This is a genomic window from Pseudomonas sp. Sample_11, assembly GCF_004307505.1.
GTDB classification, from domain to species: Bacteria; Pseudomonadota; Gammaproteobacteria; order Pseudomonadales; family Pseudomonadaceae; genus Aquipseudomonas; species Aquipseudomonas atacamensis.
In genome coordinates, this window is sequence record NZ_RCOD01000063.1 from 1 (window position 1) to 15,684 (window position 15,684).

Annotated in this window: 15 protein-coding genes; 7 read left to right on the forward strand and 8 right to left on the reverse strand. The window is 58.8% G+C overall.

Going from position 1 to position 15,684, the window contains the following annotated elements:
- Positions 1–209: 209 nt before the first annotated feature.
- A complete protein-coding gene (locus D8U60_RS17430) occupies positions 210–650 on the reverse strand; it encodes a CBS domain-containing protein (RefSeq protein ID WP_130900585.1) in 441 nt (146 codons plus the stop codon).
- Between the two features lie 301 nt (positions 651–951).
- Between D8U60_RS17430 and D8U60_RS17435 the strand changes: the two genes are divergently transcribed.
- Positions 952–3,312 carry a DNA polymerase II gene (locus D8U60_RS17435; RefSeq protein WP_177435479.1) on the forward strand — a complete coding sequence of 787 codons (2,361 nt, stop codon included), beginning with the start codon at positions 952–954 and terminating at the stop codon, positions 3,310–3,312.
- Here D8U60_RS17435 and D8U60_RS17440 read toward each other — a convergent pair.
- From D8U60_RS17440 to D8U60_RS17450, 3 genes are all read right to left on the reverse strand, one after another.
- The gene (locus tag D8U60_RS17440) at positions 3,277–3,747 is read right to left on the reverse strand and encodes a DUF1810 domain-containing protein (protein WP_024013485.1); all 471 of its coding nucleotides are present in this window, start codon (positions 3,745–3,747) and stop codon (positions 3,277–3,279) included. The two genes, D8U60_RS17435 and D8U60_RS17440, sit on opposite strands and share 36 nt — an antisense overlap.
- A 24-nt stretch (positions 3,748–3,771) precedes the next feature.
- A complete protein-coding gene (locus tag D8U60_RS17445; protein WP_130900587.1) occupies positions 3,772–4,593 on the reverse strand; it encodes an aldo/keto reductase in 822 nt (273 codons plus the stop codon).
- Positions 4,594–4,821: 228 nt separating this feature from the next.
- Positions 4,822–5,970, reverse strand: coding sequence for an aldose epimerase family protein (locus D8U60_RS17450; RefSeq protein ID WP_130900588.1), 1,149 nt, complete (start codon positions 5,968–5,970; stop codon positions 4,822–4,824).
- 350 nt (positions 5,971–6,320) lie between these two features.
- Here D8U60_RS17450 and D8U60_RS17460 point away from each other — a divergent pair, with 350 nt between their 5' ends.
- The 3 genes from D8U60_RS17460 to D8U60_RS17470 all read left to right on the forward strand — a co-directional run bounded on the left by D8U60_RS17460 (position 6,321) and on the right by D8U60_RS17470 (position 8,756).
- Positions 6,321–7,070: a hypothetical protein gene (locus tag D8U60_RS17460; protein WP_130900590.1), complete on the forward strand. Its 750-nt coding sequence runs from the start codon at positions 6,321–6,323 to the stop codon at positions 7,068–7,070.
- 150 nt (positions 7,071–7,220) lie between these two features.
- Entirely contained in the window at positions 7,221–8,006 is a 786-nt protein-coding gene (locus tag D8U60_RS17465) for a sulfite exporter TauE/SafE family protein (protein ID WP_039763409.1), read from the forward strand.
- 186 nt (positions 8,007–8,192) lie between these two features.
- Positions 8,193–8,756 carry a DUF4174 domain-containing protein gene (locus D8U60_RS17470; RefSeq protein WP_016775365.1) on the forward strand — a complete coding sequence of 188 codons (564 nt, stop codon included), beginning with the start codon at positions 8,193–8,195 and terminating at the stop codon, positions 8,754–8,756.
- 67 nt (positions 8,757–8,823) lie between these two features.
- Here D8U60_RS17470 and D8U60_RS17475 read toward each other — a convergent pair whose 3' ends face one another.
- Together D8U60_RS17475 and D8U60_RS17480 are read right to left on the reverse strand one after the other, a co-directional pair.
- Positions 8,824–9,453, reverse strand: a complete 630-nt coding sequence (locus tag D8U60_RS17475; RefSeq protein WP_130900591.1) for a retron system putative HNH endonuclease — start codon at positions 9,451–9,453, stop codon at positions 8,824–8,826.
- Positions 9,446–10,813, reverse strand: a complete 1,368-nt coding sequence (locus D8U60_RS17480; RefSeq protein ID WP_130900592.1) for an AAA family ATPase — start codon at positions 10,811–10,813, stop codon at positions 9,446–9,448. Before D8U60_RS17480 ends, D8U60_RS17475 begins: the two co-directional genes overlap by 8 nt.
- Positions 10,814–11,297: 484 nt before the next feature.
- Between D8U60_RS17480 and D8U60_RS17485 the strand changes: the two genes are divergently transcribed.
- A complete protein-coding gene (locus tag D8U60_RS17485; RefSeq protein ID WP_038861886.1) occupies positions 11,298–11,627 on the forward strand; it encodes a DUF6124 family protein in 330 nt (109 codons plus the stop codon).
- A 16-nt stretch (positions 11,628–11,643) separates the two neighbouring features.
- Positions 11,644–11,910, forward strand: a complete 267-nt coding sequence (locus tag D8U60_RS17490) for a hypothetical protein (protein ID WP_016775363.1) — start codon at positions 11,644–11,646, stop codon at positions 11,908–11,910.
- 97 nt (positions 11,911–12,007) lie between these two features.
- Here the strand turns inward: D8U60_RS17490 and ampC are convergent, their stop codons facing one another.
- Complete coding sequence (gene ampC, locus D8U60_RS17495; RefSeq protein ID WP_130900593.1) at positions 12,008–13,174, reverse strand: class C beta-lactamase; 1,167 nt, start codon at positions 13,172–13,174, stop codon at positions 12,008–12,010.
- A 159-nt stretch (positions 13,175–13,333) separates the two neighbouring features.
- Between ampC and D8U60_RS17500 the strand changes: the two genes are divergently transcribed.
- Positions 13,334–14,206 (forward strand): LysR family transcriptional regulator, encoded by an 873-nt coding sequence (locus D8U60_RS17500; RefSeq protein ID WP_130900594.1) that lies wholly within the window; start codon positions 13,334–13,336, stop codon positions 14,204–14,206.
- Positions 14,207–14,324: 118 nt separating this feature from the next.
- Here the strand turns inward: D8U60_RS17500 and gudD are convergent, their stop codons facing one another.
- Entirely contained in the window at positions 14,325–15,668 is a 1,344-nt protein-coding gene (gudD, locus tag D8U60_RS17505) for a glucarate dehydratase (protein ID WP_024013479.1), read from the reverse strand.
- Positions 15,669–15,684: the final 16 nt, after the last annotated feature.

The following is a 15,684-nucleotide window of genomic DNA, read 5'->3' on the forward strand; positions in this document are numbered from 1 at the left end:
ACCGGTGTTTGAGCGGCATTGGCCGGCCTGACGGGCGAGATCGTTCCCACGCTCTAGGTGGGAATGCCTCAACGGACGCTCCGCGTTCGGCTTTAGAGGGACGCGGAGCGTCCAGGGCTGCATTCCCACGCAGAGCGTGGGAACGATCATCTCTGACCTGGCGCATTCGCGAGCAGGCTCGCTCCCACAAGGGGATCACGGCGGTGGGCTCACTCCCCGCGAATGTACTGCTCCAGCTGTTTGATCAGCTCGGCCTGTTCGGCAATCGCCTCTTTCACCAGGTCGCCGATCGACAACAGGCCGATCAACAGGCCGTCCTCGACCACCGGCAAGTGGCGCAGGCGTTTGTCCGACATGATCCCCAGGCAGGTGTCGACGGTTTGCCGGGTATCCACGGTAATCACGTCCTTGACCATGATGTCGCGCACTGGCGTACCGACCGAAGAGCGCCCGTGCAGCACCAGTTTGCGTGCATAGTCACGCTCGCTGATGATGCCGACCACTTTGTCGTCTTCGACCACCAGCAAGGCGCCGACGTTTTTCTCGGCCATCTTCATCAGCGCTTCGAGCACCATGTGATCGGGTTTGATCTGGTGCACTTCCTGATTCTTCTGTTCTTTGAGCTTGAGCAGTTGGGCGACGGTCTTCATGGCGGTTACTCAGGTGTTGTCGTTGTTCATCAAGCATCGTAGACGCAGCCGCGCAGAGCAAGGTGGCAAAGCGGCAGTTAGCGTGCAAAAAACGCCATTTGCCGGAAAAAACATCTTTGTATCGGTAAATGAAGCATCTGTGGCGAGGGGATTCATCCCCGTTGGCCTGCGCAGCAGGCCCTTTCATTAAAAGCGGGGCCGCTTCGCGGCCAGCGGGGATAAATCCCCTCGCCACAGATAAATCCCTCGCCACAAATGCTGCGTAGAATGGCGTTCTGATTGAAACGTTGAGGTCGCAGTGGTGGATTTACAGCAGGGCTTCGTTCTGACCCGGCATTGGCGCGATACGCCGGCCGGCACCGAAGTCGAGTTCTGGCTGGCAACGGACGCCGGGCCGCGCCGCGTGCGTCTGGCGCATCAGCCGTCGGTCGCATTTATTCCCGCCGCACAGCGAGAAGCAGCCGAGCGTCTGCTGCACGATGAAAAGAATGTAGAGCTGCGATCGTTGGCCTTGCTCGATTTTCAGCATCGTCCGGTGCTCGGTCTGTATTGCCAGCAGCACGGCCAGTTGATGCGCCTCGAAACCGCGCTCAACCGCGCCGGCGTCGACGTCTTTGAAGCCGACGTGCGTCCTCCGGAACGCTATCTGATGGAGCGCTTCATCACCGCACCGGTGCTGTTTGGCGGCACCCCGGATGCTGACGGAGTACTGATCAACGCCCAGCTGAAACCCGACCCCGATTACCGGCCGAAACTGCGCTTGGTCTCACTCGACATCGAAACCACCGAAAACGGCGAGCTGTATTCCATCGCGCTGGAAGGCTGTGGCGAGCGCCAGGTGTACATGCTCGGCGCGCCGAACGGCGACGCGAGCATTGTCGATTTCGACCTCGAGTACTGCGATTCGCGCACGCTCATTCTGAAGAAGCTCAACGACTGGTTCGCCCGCCACGACCCCGACGCGATCATTGGCTGGAACGTCGTGCAGTTCGATTTGCGCATCCTCCATGAACACGCGCGGCGTCTTGGCGTGCCGCTGAAGATCGGTCGTGGCGGCGAAGAAATGCAGTGGCGCGAGCACGGCAGCCGCAATCACTACTTCGCCTCGGCAGCGGGGCGGCTGATCATCGATGGCATCGAGTCGTTGCGTTCGGCGACCTGGAGTTTCCCCTCGTTCAGCCTGGAAAACGTCGCACAGACGCTGCTCGGCGAAGGCAAGGCGATCAACAATCCGTACCAGCGCATGGACGAGATCAACCGCATGTTCGCCGAGGACAAACCGGCGCTGGCCAAATACAACCTCAAGGACTGCGAGCTGGTCACGCGGATCTTCGCCAAGACCGAACTGCTGACGTTTTTGCTCGAACGCGCCAGCGTTACCGGTTTGCCCGCCGACCGCAGCGGCGGTTCGGTCGCTGCGTTCACCCATTTGTACATGCCGTTGATGCATCGCCAGGGCTTCGTTGCACCCAATCTGGGCACTAATCCACCCCAGGCCAGCCCCGGCGGTTTTGTCATGGATTCACGCCCGGGACTTTACGAATCGGTGTTGGTCCTCGATTACAAAAGCCTCTACCCGTCGATCATTCGCACCTTTCTGATCGACCCGGTGGGCTTGATCGAGGGCCTGCAACACCCGGACGACGCTGACTCGGTGCCGGGCTTCCGTGGCGCCCGTTTCTCGCGCACCCGCCATTGCCTGCCGTCCATCGTGGCGCGGGTGGCCGAAGGGCGCGAAACCGCCAAGCGCGAGCACAATGCGCCGCTGTCCCAGGCGTTAAAGATCATCATGAACGCCTTCTACGGCGTGCTCGGCTCCAGCGGTTGCCGTTTTTTCGATACCCGGCTGGCCTCGTCGATCACCTTGCGCGGCCACGAAATCATGTTGCGCACTCGCCAGTTGATCGAAGCACAGGGCCACGCCGTCATTTACGGCGACACCGATTCAACCTTCGTCTGGCTGCGCAGTCTGCACGGTCAGGATGAAGCAGCGCAGATCGGCCATGCGCTGGTCAAACACGTCAACGATTGGTGGCGCACGCATGTGCGCGAGGAATATGGGCTGGAAAGCGCGCTGGAATTGCAGTTCGAGATTCACTACAAGCGCTTCCTGATGCCGACGATTCGCGGCGCGGAGGAGGGCAGCAAGAAGCGCTACGCCGGCCTCGTCACCCGCGCCGATGGCAGCGAGGAAATGGTCTACAAAGGTCTGGAAACCGTGCGCACCGACTGGTCGCTGCTGGCGCGGCAGTTTCAGCAAGAACTATATGAGCGGATTTTTCAGCGCAAGCCGTACCAGGATTATGTGCGCGATTACGTGCGCAAGACCCTCGCCGGCGAGTTCGACGATCGGCTGATCTACCGCAAACGTCTGCGCCGCACTCTCGACGATTACGAACGCAACGTACCGCCGCACGTCCGCGCCGCGCGGCTCGCCGATGACTACAACGCCGAGCAGGGGCGGCCACGGCAATATCAGAACGGCGGCTGGATCAGCTACGTCATCACTCTGGCCGGCCCGGAGCCGCTGGAGGTACGCCGCGCCGCCATCGACTACGACCACTACATCACGCGACAGCTGCAACCGGTGGCGGATGCGATTCTGCCATTTGTCGATGACGACTTCTCAACCCTGATCGGTGGGCAGCTGGGCCTGTTTTGAGTCGAGCAATTGCAGCGTCCATTCATCGAGAATGCCGTGGAAGTAACGCTCCAGTGCCTGATGGAACAGACTGTCCTCGGCGCTGAACTGGGCGAACAGGGTCATCGAAGAATGAAATTTCAAGTCATCGGGATGGCCGAAAATTTCTGCAATCGAGCGCTGCGGCTCATTCAGCACCAGTTGCGTGCAGGTGCGCAGCCGCGCCCCGAGCAGCTCGTGGGCGAGATAGGCCTGGGCTTCCTCGGCTGAACCGATGGCGAAGCGGCGGGCCATTTCGCTGCCGCCCAATCCGGCGAACTGCGGAAAGACGAACCACATCCAGTGGCTGCGCTTGCGGCCTGTCTCGAGTTCACGCTGGACCCGTTCGAACACCGGATCCTGTGCCTGGACAAAACGTTGCAGGTTGTACGGGTCGTGCAGATCTGTGCTTCTCATGGCGAAGCCCTCGCAGTCGGCAGCTCAGACCATGGCCAGTCGCTGCTTGCGTTGAGGCGCCGGGAACACCTTGTCCAGCGCCGCCAGATCCCCGGCGTCCAGTTGCAGCTGCGCCGCCTCGGCATTGAGTTGCACATGCTCCGGGCGCACAGCCTTGGGAATCGCAATCACGCCGTCCTGGCGCAGGAGCCACGCCAGTGAAATCTGCGCCGGGGTGGCGTTGTAACGACTGGCAATGTCTTGCAGTACCGGCTCGGCGAGCATCGCGCCGCCCTGGCCGATCGGACAGTACGCCATCAACGGCAGGCGCTGATGCTGGCACCACGGCAGCAAATCGAATTCGATGCCGCGCTCCTCGAGGTTGTACAACACCTGATTGGTGGCGCAGGCCGAGCTGGACAGTTCTTCGAGATCGTCGACATCGAAATTCGACACACCCCAACGGCCGATCTTGCCGTCCTCGCGCAGGCGTTCGAAGGCTTCGACGGTTTCCTCCAGCGGATACTGACCGCGCCAGTGCAGCAGATACAGATCGATGTAGTCGGTGCCGAGCCGACGCAAACTGCGCTCGCAGGCTTGCGGGATGCCCTGGCGGCTGGCGTTGTGCGGGTAGACCTTGCTGACCAGAAAGACTTGATCGCGCAGACCGGCGATGGCTTCGCCGACCACCGTTTCGGCACCGCCCTCGGCGTACATCTCGGCGGTGTCGATCAGAGTCATGCCTAGCTCGATTCCGCTGCGCAGCGCCGCCACTTCACGGCTATGCGCCGAACGATCCTCGCCCATGCGCCAAGTGCCCTGGCCAATCACGGGAACCTGCACGCCGGCCAACTCAAGAGTACGCATTCAAACCTCCTGCCCTGAAAGAATGGGTGTCTTTAGTGGGCAGTAGAATAGCGTTGGGGTTCAAAAAGCAAAAAAGATCGCAGCGGTCCGCAGCTCCTGCAAGATCGTTCCCACGCTCCGCGTGGGAATGCATCAAGGGACGCTCCGCGTTCCAGCTCTGAAAGGGACGCGGAGCGTCCCGGGCTGCATTCCCACGCAGAGCGTGGGAACTATCATGCGGCGTGGGCCTTACTTGGTGGAGAACTTGAGGATCACGCTGTGGGCATAGGTCTGCCCCGGATCAAGCCGCGTGCTCGGGAAATCCGGCTGGTTCGGCGAATCCGGGTAGTGCTGGGTCTCGAGGGTGAATGCGCCCCAGTGTGGATAGACCTTGCCGCCCTTGCCCTTGACCGTGCCGTCGAGGAAGTTGCTGGTGTAGAACTGCACGCCCGGCTCGCTGGTGAACAGTTGCAGGACGCGTCCGGATTGCGGGTCGCTGACTTCGGTGGCGAGCTTGCTGACATCGCCCTTGCTGTCCAGCGCCCAGTTGAAATCGAAGCCGCCCTGTTTCGGCTCGGCGAATTTCAGCTGCGGATGATCAGCCTTGATGTGCGTGCCGATCGCCGTCGGTTTGCTGAAGTCCATCGGCGTACCGGCCACAGGCGCCAGCTCCCCGGTCGGGATCAGTTTGGCGGTGACCGGCGTGTAATGGCTGGAGTTGATCATGGCGACTTGCTTGAGAATATCGCCATTGCCGGCGCCGGCCAGGTTGAAGTAACTGTGGTTGGTCAGGTTGAGCACGGTCGGCTTGTCGGTGCTGGCCTTGTAGTCGATGCGCAGTTCATTGTTGTCGGTCAGGCGATAGGTGACTTCGGTGGTCAGATTGCCCGGGAAACCCATCTCGCCGTCGGCCGAGAGGTAGGTAAGGGTTACGCCCACCGAATCCTTGTCCTTGGTTTCCCTGGCCTTCCAGACTTTCTTGTCGAAACCTTCGGGACCGCCGTGCAGGGCGTTGGATTTGTCGTTCTGCGGCACTTGATAACGCTTGCCATCAAGTTCGAAAGCACCTTCGGCCAGGCGGTTGCCGAAACGGCCGATGGTCGCGCCGAAGTACGCGGTACCTTTCTGATAACCCTGCACATCGTCAAAACCCAAGACGACGTCGTCGAACTTGCCATGTTTGTCAGCGACTTTCAGCGCTTGCAGGGTCGCGCCGTAGGTAATCACGGTGGCTTGCATGCCGTGGCTGTTGCGCAGGATGTACTGTTCGACAGGCGTGCCGTCATTGGTTTTGCCGAAAGCTTTGTGTTCAGCGGTCAGGCCCGCCGCGTTGGCGGAAAGGGTAGCGATCATCAGGGACAGTCCGAGGCCGGAGAGCAGGTGATGGGATTGAAGCATGGTTGACCTTCCTTTTTGTTGTTGTTTTCGCATTGACCGTAGGAGCTGCCGAAGGCTGCGATCTTTTGATCTTGATCTTGATCTTGATCTTGATTTTTAGAAGCAAGATCAAAAGATCGCAGCCTTCGGCAGCTCCTACATATCACTAGTCATGCTATTTGAGTCGAGAGAGAAGATTTATAGCGGATTTACCGCTGTTGGCAAATATAAAGTCCGACTAATTGATGTGGCGAAAAGCGCCGAAGGTCGGCTCACCGCCAGGGCACTGCACTTTTTCGCAATCGGCGGCTCTATGCATGGCCAGGATGCGGTGACTCCCGCCGCACAGGAATGTGCCTGTCCGAGACTTCATGCCGAGTGTTTTTGCCCTGATCACCGCCGCTCACCGCCGCCCATGCCTGCTGCTGGCCTGCCTGTTGTCGCTGTTGCTCAGCGGCTGCAGCCACCAGAACGGCAACGGATTCTTCAATCAGATACGTGAAGGGCAGCCGCAGGAATTTCTGCAGACCAGCGTCGACCGCATGGCCACCCTGGCGATGCGCGACAACCTCGACAGCCTCTATCGATTGATGGGCAAGCTTTACCTGCGCAACCCGGAAGAACTGCGCAAATCCGGCTTCCTCACCGTCAACGCCGCCGTGAAACAGGTGCGTCTCGCTGTCGAGCAACAGCAGCCGTTGCCCGTGCTGGGCGGGCGCAAGGACCTGGCGGCGCTGAGCTATGCGATGAGTCCGGAATTCCTCGGCGACCGCGTCGGCGCGTTCATGTATGCGATCGGCAGCATGCTGGTCACCGCCCACGGCAATCGCACCGAGTTCTACATGACCGACGCGATCAACCCGACGTTCGTGCACAACGCCGCGCGCAACATCGAAAAAGCCATGTGGATTTTGTCGCAACGGCAGAACAAGGAAGGCCAGCCGTTGCTGTTCTCCAACGAAATCTCGGAGGAGGGCAGCAACCTCAGCTTCGCCACCGAATTCAGCAAAATCGTCGCGCGCCTGGATCTGCTCACGCAGATGCTCGATGAGCGCTATCGCAGGATCGGCCTGAATTACGCGCAGAGTCTGCTGTTCTTGAATTTCCTGCCGGTGCAGTGAGCCTTGCAGGTTTGCTGTAGCGCAAAGATCCACTGTGGGATCTGCGGTGAATTCGATATGGCATAACGATAGACCGCATCGATATATGTGGTTATAAGAAAAATCGCTATGCTGCGGGCCAGATTTTCCTGTCGTTTTCTGGACGTTTGAATGGAATTGGCAAATTTCGGCCTGGTGATTGCCGGGCTGGTGGTTGGGTTTATCGTAGGCATGACCGGTGTCGGCGGCGGTTCGTTGATGACGCCGATTCTGCTGTGGTTCGGCATCAACCCGGCGACGGCGGTGGGTACGGACCTGCTGTACGCTGCGATCACCAAATCCAGCGGCGTCCTCGTTCACAGGAAGAACAAGAACATCGACTGGGCCATCACCGGCTGGCTGACCCTCGGCAGTGTGCCAGCGGTGGCCATGACCCTGTGGTTCCTCAGCACCCTGCACACCGCGCCGGACGCGATGAACGCCATCATCAAACAGGCGCTCGGCTTCGTCCTCTTCGCCACTGCCCTGGCAATCTTCTTCAAGAAACGCTTGCTCGAATTCGCCCACAAACGCGCGGGTGGCAACTACAACCCGAGCGGTTCGCGCCTGAATATCATGACGGTGATCACCGGTCTGATCCTCGGCACCATGGTCGCCCTGACCTCGATCGGCGCCGGCGCACTGGGCACCGTCGCCTTGTTCATCCTCTACCCGTTACTGCCAACCCGCCGCCTGGTCGGCACCGAAATCGCCCACGCCGTACCCCTGACCCTCGTCGCCGGCCTCGGCCACGCAAGCATGGGCAACATGGACTGGGGCGTGCTGGGTTTCCTGCTGATGGGCTCGCTGCCCGGCATCTGGCTCGGCAGCCACCTGACCGGACGCATCTCCGACGAAGTCCTGCGCCCGTGCCTGGCGACGATGCTGGTGTTGATTGGTTATAAGTTGGCGTTCTGAGTCAGTCTGGAGCAAACACTTCCAATGCAGCGGCCCTGGGGATGTGCTGATGATCGCTTGCGTCATGTTGCGCAAAGCGCTCCCTGACCTAAGCTTCTGACAGGGCAATGCCTTTTTGCCAGACGCCGCCGGAACAATCGCCACGATGCGCAATCAGTAGTGCGTGGATATCAAAAGGAGATGCGCATGCTCATCAGGTCCCTGACCCTGACCCTCTTGCTGGCAATCGCCGGCCCCCTGTTCGCCGCCGACAGCGATTCACCCCTGGCCGGGGACGTGGGCCGCGCCCGCCCGCTGATCGTAATTGCGCAAAGCACCGTCGACCCGGTGTGGCTGAGCCTGAAAAAGTCGCTGGAAGACCCGGCCAACAAAAAAGGCGTCACCGACCGCAACATCAAGGTCTACACCATCCTCAGCATGTCCGGCCAGCTCGACGGCAAGGACATGGGGCAGCAGGACACCATGGCGCTGCTGCGCTCGCTGAAGCTCGGCGCCGGCGCTTATCCCAAAGTGTTCCTGGTGGGCAAGGACGGCGAAACCAAGCTCTCCGCCTCGGGTGATGAAGCCAAGGCATTGAGCCTGGCGAAAATCTTCGAAACCATCGACGCCATGCCCATGGCCGAAAAAGAAGCCGCCGCTGCGGCCGCCGCCGCACAAACGCCTGCCGCCACCGAGCCGGAACCGGCCAAAGGCGCGAAGGGCAGCAAACCGGCGAAACCGAGCAAACCACCGCAGATGCCGGATGATTGATCGGTTTTTGAGAGATGTTTCATAAGCGTAAAAAAGGGGCGAGAAGATTTATCTTCTCGCCCCTTTTTTACGCTGGCATCTGGCGGATGATATTTACTAGCACGGGCGAGAAGGGTTCGAGCTTTTGCGCTTTCGGCAGAAGTAAATCATCCAGGAGCAGGTCGAGTATTTCCTTATCCTCAATCTCCGGCAATTCGCCGGGTTGGACCCCAACCTTATAAATCAGCGCTTCAACCAAGGTTCTTCTTCTGCCGATAAGAGCGCGGTTGCTCTCTTCGGTGTGGCCCAGATTCAAAGTTTCTATGGCCTCTTTTGCGCGTGCAGTTTTTCCCGCGACCAAGCCTGAAAGGTAAAACTTGAGTTCCGTTTCACACTCATCCATGAAAGGAGTCAGCCCCAGAGGCTGCGTTCCTCGACCGTGCCCGCAATGAGGGCGATTCTCGCAACTGGCTACGATGTTGGTGAAATCCAATGTGCGGTTGTGGACGAGATTCTGAGCTTCAACATGCTCATTGTGGGAGCCATCGACCGTGATGGACTGACAGCAATAAGCGCACAGCCCGAACTGCTCGGTGACGCAAGCGGCCCTGACGGTTTGACGTTCTTCGTGCGGAAGGTCAGGGTAGGTGGCGGTCTTGTTTTTCAGCTTCCATTTCGCAAATGAATCCGGCTCAGCTCCTTTGATTATCTTACGCACGACGCAACTCCAGCTTGCGGATCAGTAGAGCGGCTTTCGCTAGCTCGATGTGACCTTCGGGAAGCTCTGAGGAAAGCTCAGCGAACAGCAATTTGGCTTCGTCCAGATTTCCGTCCTGTACTTCCTTCAGGAGCCGATTCAGGCGCTTCTGCACGTCGCTGTTGCGGATGTCAGTGTCCATGACTTCCAGCAGTATCTGATTGGCGTCGAGTCCGTAAAGGCCGTTGTGTTCTTGAAGCTCGCCGTCGTTGAGTACGTAAACCAGCACCTCCTTAGCATCGCTGATGACGAGGGGGGAGTGGGTGGTTAGTACGAACTGGCAGTTCGGGAACGTTTCGCTCAACTGACGGATCAGGCTGCGTTGCCACTTCGGATGCAGGTGCAAATCGACTTCGTCGATCAGCACGATACCGTCGCCGTGCAGTGGGTTGTCCAGCGACTGGTTCATCATCGCCAGGCGACGAGCAATATCGCCGACGAGTGCCATTATCGATTTCTCACCTTGAGAGAGTTGGGCGACGTTTAGAGTGACGCCGTCCTTATCTATTGCCATGTGTAGTCGTGGTTTGCGTTTGACGCGCAGATTGCTAAAGCCAGGCATAAATGCGCTTATGGCTGAGCGTACCGCTATTAATTGGCGATCTCTGGTGGATGCCCTTAACTCGGCAAGAGTCTTCCATACGTCACTGTTTGAACCGAATATTTCAGAAATTTCGGTCAGTGCGGTATCTGAAATACCTGTCTCGTTCTCACTGTCTTCGCGCTGGCGAAACCATTCGAAAAAACGGCGAAAATCAACGCCTCTGTTGAGTGAGTTATCGTAACCATCGAGTTGGTCAAAGGAATGTTTGGTGCGAATTTTTAGCGGTATTTCAAGAACGGAGCGTTCAACTGGGTAGTAGGCAATCAGTGGTAGGGAAGCGCTGTCGTCGCCTAAAAGTTGAGTGCGATAGTGATCGGCTACTAAGGTAGCGTCCGCCAACACGCTATGAGACGCAGACTTTCGTCCTCTTTTGCCGCGGGCAACTGTCCAGCTAAACAAAATTTCTTTTGCCCATTCCTCAAGTGTTTCGGACTGCGCATTGCATGTGTCGATCACAGCGACGTTAATCATCGCAATAGAACTATTGTTACGAATAACATCATCAGTTATGGGACTTCCGACACCTTTTTCGGAACGGATCCTGGCGACCAGCCAGCTCAAGGATGTCGCAAGCGATTTCAAAACCGTGGTTTTGCCAGCCCCGTTGTTCCCCACCAACACTGTCACATTGGATGGATTCTTGGAGGTCGGTGCCAAGTAGATCGTCAGATCGGCGAACCGGCCGACATCGGTAAGGCTTAGGCTGAAAACTTGCAATGCGTCACCCTTAGATTCTGTCGATATGAAGTTATGCGCATTATGTCATCACCGTCCCCGGATTGAATCGATCAGTGTAGATACAACGAATTTATCCGCTAATCAAAACTCGTTGCAGCATGTGCCTGCCGAAACGTCTGACGCCAACACCCTTCAAATCGAGTGGATTTTTCCTGCAAGACGCGGCGGCCGTGGTGAACTGGTGCGTTGTGACGCAGAGGGATAACCTCTTTTGGCCGCTGAAAAACACAGTGGTCGGATGTGGAAGTCCGGTTGTTTGGTTACATCCATCAATGTCTCAAAAGCGCATGTCGACGGGTTTTATGTCAACATCGCCGCGTTTTGGCGGCTGTGCGCAGGAGCACTCTCGAGTGCGCCGGGTATTGGTGGATTGGCCTGGTCTTCCACACCTGCGTACAGCTGCCACCCTCATGTGGAAGTGAGACAGGTAGTGTTTCCTACAATCCACAACGGTAATCAACACATGAAAAAACACACTCCAAATCCCCCCGAATCCCCCATGGATTCAAGCTCCTTCGACTCCAATAATCCGCGTCTGCGCCACCCCGGCCAACCCGATCCCATCAGCCACGTTTTCACCATTCTCCCCGACATCGACACGGCGACACTGCTGAGCCATGCCTGCGAAACCCTTGCCTCACTGAACGTACTGACCACCGATCTGGCCTGCGAGTTGAGCGGTGCGCAGCGCAGCCTGACGTTATCGATCCAGCAATTGGCCGTGCTCGGAGAACTGCTGGTCAACCGCGCGCTGGACAATCTCGATTCACCCGCAACGGCGACTCAACATTGAACAGGGAGGTTCTACCATGGCGCGTTACATACCGATCACCGGGATTGACTGCAAAATTCCCTGTGTGCTGATCGACAGCGAAGCCCCCATTGACGTGTTGCACGGCACCGCGGCTTACCGCTTGCGCTGTGTGACGCAGCTGATGGAGAGCCTTTCGCTGGACGAGGGCAAGGGACACGATGCATTGCTGTTGCAGGATTTCGCCCGGGTGCTGGCGATTCCGTTGCGCGATAGCTGTGACTTGATGGATGTCATTGGCTGGCGCTTGCAGGCGCAGCTTTAAGCGCTGAAACGAAAAAGATCGCAGCCTGCGGCGGCTCCTACAGGATCGGGTTTTCACTCGGTCAATGGAGCTGCCGCAGGCTGCGATCTTTTGATCTTTATTCGGTCAACTGACTGAAAATCTCATGCGCTATCTTCACCCGTTCGGCGTTCGGGTAATTCTTGTTGGCCAGAATCACGATGCCCATCTCCCGCGACGGGACGAACGCCACATACGCGCCAAAGCCCCGCGTAGATCCGCTTTTGTTGAACAGCACGTTGGCCGGTTCAGCTTGCGGTGGGGTCAGCCACTCGACTTTGTGCGGTTCCATGGCCATGGGGGTCGAGTTGCCGTTTTGCAGTTTTTCCAGGCTGATCGGGTAGGCGTAGCGTTCCCAGCCCAGGCCTTGGGTCATGTCGCCGACGCGGTAATAACCGATGTGGGTGTTGGCGATGGCTTTGTGCAGATCAGGCGCAAGGCTGGCCGGTTGCAGCTGTGCCTGGACGTATCGCAGCAGGTCGGCGGCGCTGGTTTTGATGCCGTAGGCTTCGGCGTCGAGGGCGCCGGGGCTGACGCGTACCGGTTGGTCGGCGCTGTCGTAGCCTTGGGCATAAAGCTTCGACTGCGCTGACGGTACGCTGAGGAAGGTGTGCTGAAGGCCGAGTTTCGGCAGCAGGGTTTGCGTCATTGCCAAGTCGAACGGCTGGCCGAGGCTTTTCGCCGTCAGGTAGCCGAACAGGCCCAGGCTCGGGTTGGAATACAGGCGATGGCTGCCGGCGGGAAATTGCGGTTTCCACTGTTGGTAATAGCCGAGCATCTTGTCGGAAGAATCCGCCTCAGCGGGGAATTGCAACGGCAGTCCGCCTGCACTGTAGGTGCCCAGTTGCAGCACGCTGATGTTGTCGAAGGCGCTGCCCTTGAGCTCCGGCCAGAGTTGGCTGGCCTTGCTCGACAGGTCGAGTTTGCCTGTGGCCTGTGCGTAACCAGCGAGGGTGGCGGTGAAGGTTTTGCTCACCGAGCCGACTTCGAACAGGGTGTTTTCGCTGACCTTTTGCGCGGTGTCTTTAGCGGCAACCCCGTAGTTAAAGTAATGCGCCTGGCCATTCAGGGTGATCGCTACGGTCAGCCCCGGGATGTTGTTTTGCTGCATCACCGGGGTGACGGCTTGGCTGACCAGTGCCTGCAATTGCGCATCCGTCGGCGTTGCGGCATGACAGGCAACGCTGCCGATGAACAGTGCGAAAGCGCTGTAGGAAAAGACCTTGCTAGGTTTTAAGGAACACATGATTGAATCACTCTCCATGAGTGTCGATTGGTGTATCCCGCTACACTGCGGGTGATTTTTCATCGGACGGCCGATCAGCGCGGCCAATTTAGGCACTTCGCCGGCCATCGACAAACGATGAAAACTCGCATGAGCCATTAGAAAAATTTGGGGCAACGCATGATTCGACCGCAACTGCCGCTCAACGCTCTGCGCGCATTTGAAGCTTCGGCACGTCACTTGAGTTTTACCCGCGCTGCCGTCGAGTTGTGTGTGACACAAGCGGCGGTGAGCCATCAGGTCAAAAGCCTGGAAGCGCAACTCAACCTGACCCTGTTCAAACGCCTGCCCCGTGGGCTGATGCTGACCAGTGAAGGCGAAACCTTGCTGCCGGTACTCAGCACATCATTCGATCATATTGCGCAGATGCTCGAGCGTCTGGCCGGTGGGCAGTATCGCGACATGTTGACGGTCGGCGCGGTGGGCACTTTTGCCGTGGGCTGGCTGTTGCCGAGGCTGGCGGACTTTCGGGGGAAACATCCGCTGATAGATTTGCGCCTCTCGACTAATAACAACCGGGTGGATGTGGCGGCGGAAGGGCTGGATTACGCCATTCGTTTCGGTGCTGGCGCCTGGCATGGCATCGAGGCGACACGCTTGCTCGATGCGCCGTTGTCGGTATTGTGCGTGCCGGAGATTGCCCGGCAGATGCACTCGCCGGCGGACCTGTTGCAGCAGACCTTGCTGCGTTCCTATCGCACCGATGAATGGCCGGAGTGGTTTCACGCAGCGGGACTGGCGACGCAGGCCGCACCACCGCAAAGCATCGTGTTCGATTCGTCGCTGGCAATGATGGAAGCCGCATTGCAGGGCGGCGGCGTGGCGTTGGCGCCGCCGCTGATGTTCGCCCGGCAACTGGCGGCTGATGCGATCTGCCAGCCGTTTGCGATCGAGATCACTACGGGTAGTTACTGGCTGACGCGGTTGCAGTCGCGAGCGGAAACGGTGGCGATGAAAGCGTTCAAAACCTGGTTGCTGCAGATCTCAAGCTGAAAACCGATTTGTAGGAGCTGCCGAAGGCTGCGATCTTTTGATCTTAAAAACAGAATCAAAAGATCGCAGCCTTCGGCAGCTCCTACTCCCACCATTGAAATCAGCGGCGCCTGCTAGATCACCGCACCAGACACGGCCGCTTGTTATCGAATTTCCACCCCGGAATCAGGAACTGCATCGCCACGCTGTCGTCCCGCGCGCCGAGGCCCATGCCTTTGTACAGTTCGTGAGCCTTGGCCACTTGATCCATGTCCAGCTCCACACCCAGCCCGGGTTTTTTCGGCACCTGCACGAGACCATCGACAATCTGCAGCGGTGCCTTGGTCAGGCGCTGACCGTCCTGCCAGATCCAGTGGGTGTCGATGGCGGTGATCTCGCCGGGTGCGGCGGCGGCGACGTGGGTGAACATGGCCAGGGAAATATCAAAGTGGTTGTTGGAATGCGAACCCCAGGTCAGGCCCCATTCGTGGCACATCTGCGCGACGCGCACCGAACCCTGCATGGTCCAGAAGTGCGGGTCGGCCAGCGGGATGTCCACTGACTGCAACTGAATCGCGTGGCCCATTTCGCGCCAGTCGGTGGCGATCATGTTGGTCGCGGTTTTCAGCCCGGTGGCGCGGCGGAATTCAGCCATGACTTCGCGCCCGGAATAACCGTTTTCCGCACCGCACGGGTCTTCGGCGTAGGCGAGTACGTGGTGCTGATCGCGGCACAGACGAATCGCCTCTTTCAGCGACCAGGCGCCGTTCGGGTCGAGGGTGATTCGCGCTTCAGGGAAGCGCTCGGCCAGTGCCGTGACCGCTTCGATTTCGGCATCGCCACTGAGCACGCCGCCCTTGAGTTTGAAATCCTTGAAACCGTACTTGGCGTGCGCCGCCTCGGCCAGGCGCACGACTGCTTCGGCGGTCATGGCTTTCTCGTGGCGCACACGGAACCAGTCGTTATCGGCGTCCGGTTCGCTGCGATAGGCCAGATCGGTTTCGTGTTGATCGCCGACGTAGAACAGATAACCGAGCATCTTCACTTCGTCGCGTTGCTGACCTTCACCGAGCAGCGCCGCCACCGGCACGTCGAGATGTTGGCCGAGCAGGTCGAGGAGGGCGGCTTCCAGGCCGGTGACCGCGTGAATGGTGATGCGCAGGTCGAACGTCTGCAGACCACGGCCGCCGGCATCGCGGTCGGCGAAGGTCTGGCGCACCTGGTTGAGGATCTTCTGGTAGGTGCCGATGGGGCTGCCGACCACCAGATTGCGCGCGTCTTCCAGGGTCTGGCGAATGCGCTCGCCACCGGGCACTTCGCCGACGCCGGTGTGGCCGGCGTTGTCCTTGAGGATGACGATGTTACGGGTGAAAAACGGCCCGTGGGCGCCGCTCAGGTTGAGCAGCATGCCGTCGTGACCGGCCACCGGAATGACCTGCATGTCGGTGATGATCGGAGCTTTGGCGGTGTCATGAACAGTCATTATTGTTTTCCTTGTC